Genomic DNA, 1,482 nt, shown 5'->3' on the forward strand with positions numbered 1-1,482 from the left:
TGTTATTCACCAATTAAAATGTCTATGCGATAAACCATTTAAAATGTCCTGTTTTTAACCACAAGAGTCAAGCACAGGATTTAAGTTTCTTTGTTCAACAACAGCTTTCTGAGCTTTACGACTTGGCATACTTTTCTTGGCCCGGGAACGTTTATTCTGTTTTTCTAGTTCTTCATGCTGCTGTTGAATATGCGCCAGGACTGAACCTAACCGTTTATTCTCAACAATCTCATTTTGCTGTAGCCCAGCCAATTTATTGAAGATGCTGTAGTTGAGCTTTCGTCCTTCATGCATGAGGGCCACAGTGCCATCCGGATACTCCAGAAATGCAATGTATTGCCCAGCAAGCTTATGATTCAGCTCTGTCGGTTCAAGCAGATAAATACATTTGTCATAGGTAATCGTCAGGTTCTTGGTGACCTTACGCGGTTCCTGCCAGGTAAAAATATCATCCAGTTCAAGATCAGATTCGGTTAATGGTCGATGCAGGTTCTTTGAGTTTCGCGCACATTTGGCGAACTTCTGATTGAACTGCTCAATAAAGCAGGGCAACCAGGCATTTGCTTCTGCAATCGAACAGATGCCTTCCAGGCGCATCTCCTTGATCAAACGGTCCTGAAGGGTTCTATTCGCTCGCTCTACGCGACCCTTCGCCTGTGGGGAGTTGGCGAAGATAATATCAATGTTTAACTCATTCAGAATCCGCCCAAATTGCGTGATCTTGCTGTCTTGGCTGGATTTCTGATTCACTCTGAATACCGAGTGTTTATCGCTGTAAAAGGCCAAGGGCTTGCCGTATTGCTCAATGTAGGCTCGGGTTGAAAGCATATAGTCAAAGGTCGTTTCAGCCTCACAAAAGCGCAGATGCAACAGCTTGCCGGTAGCATCATCGATATAAACCAGCAAACAGCATTTGGTGGCTCTTCCTTCAAACCAGTCATGATATGAGCCATCAATCTGGATCAGCTCACCGAAGCAATCACGGTTATAGCGTGGCTGGTATGGGCGTTTTAGACGTTTGGATCGCGGAATCCAAAGGTCATTTGCAGTCATCCAGCGCCGAACCGTTTCTACCGGGATATTCAGGTCAAACATGCTGCTGAGCTTCTCATGCGCCAAGGTAGGTCCAAAGCCCAGCAGATGTTCAGAAATAATGGAAAGACATTGCGATTTTAATAAATCGTCATGGCGATGATGGCCCGGTTGACCACGACTGGCATGCGTCATGCCTGAAACACCATCTTGATTGAGCTTCTGCAATAACCGGGTAATTTGACGGGTGGAAAGATTCAGGATTTCAGCAGCACGGACTTGGGTAATACGATGATCTCGAACGTCTTGCAGAACTGCAAGACGTTGAATTTCTTTGTCAGACATAGTGATCAGCATCTATATTTTATATCCAGTCCATGGTGATAAAAATCATCATAAACCAGACATTTTTATTGGTGAGAATATAGACACTTTAAATGGGTTCTAACA

General features: G+C 44.3%; 1 protein-coding gene. It reads right to left on the reverse strand.

Going from position 1 to position 1,482, the window contains the following annotated elements; all coding sequences use genetic code 11:
• Window positions 1-54: 54 nt before the first annotated feature.
• Window positions 55-1,389 carry an ISNCY family transposase gene (locus tag VXP95_RS15435; protein WP_039255483.1) on the reverse strand — a complete coding sequence of 445 codons (1,335 nt, stop codon included), beginning with the start codon at window positions 1,387-1,389 and terminating at the stop codon, window positions 55-57.
• Window positions 1,390-1,482 lie beyond the last annotated feature (93 nt).

It is taken from the genome of Acinetobacter sp. 226 (assembly GCF_048147925.1).
GTDB classification, from domain to species: domain Bacteria; phylum Pseudomonadota; class Gammaproteobacteria; order Pseudomonadales; family Moraxellaceae; genus Acinetobacter; species Acinetobacter pecorum.

What these genes read in the sequence shown, in the direction of transcription:
- VXP95_RS15435 (WP_039255483.1), bottom strand. Translation starts at nt 1,389, where the DNA reads ATGCTGATCACTATGTCTGACAAAGAAATTCAACGTCTTGCAGTTCTG.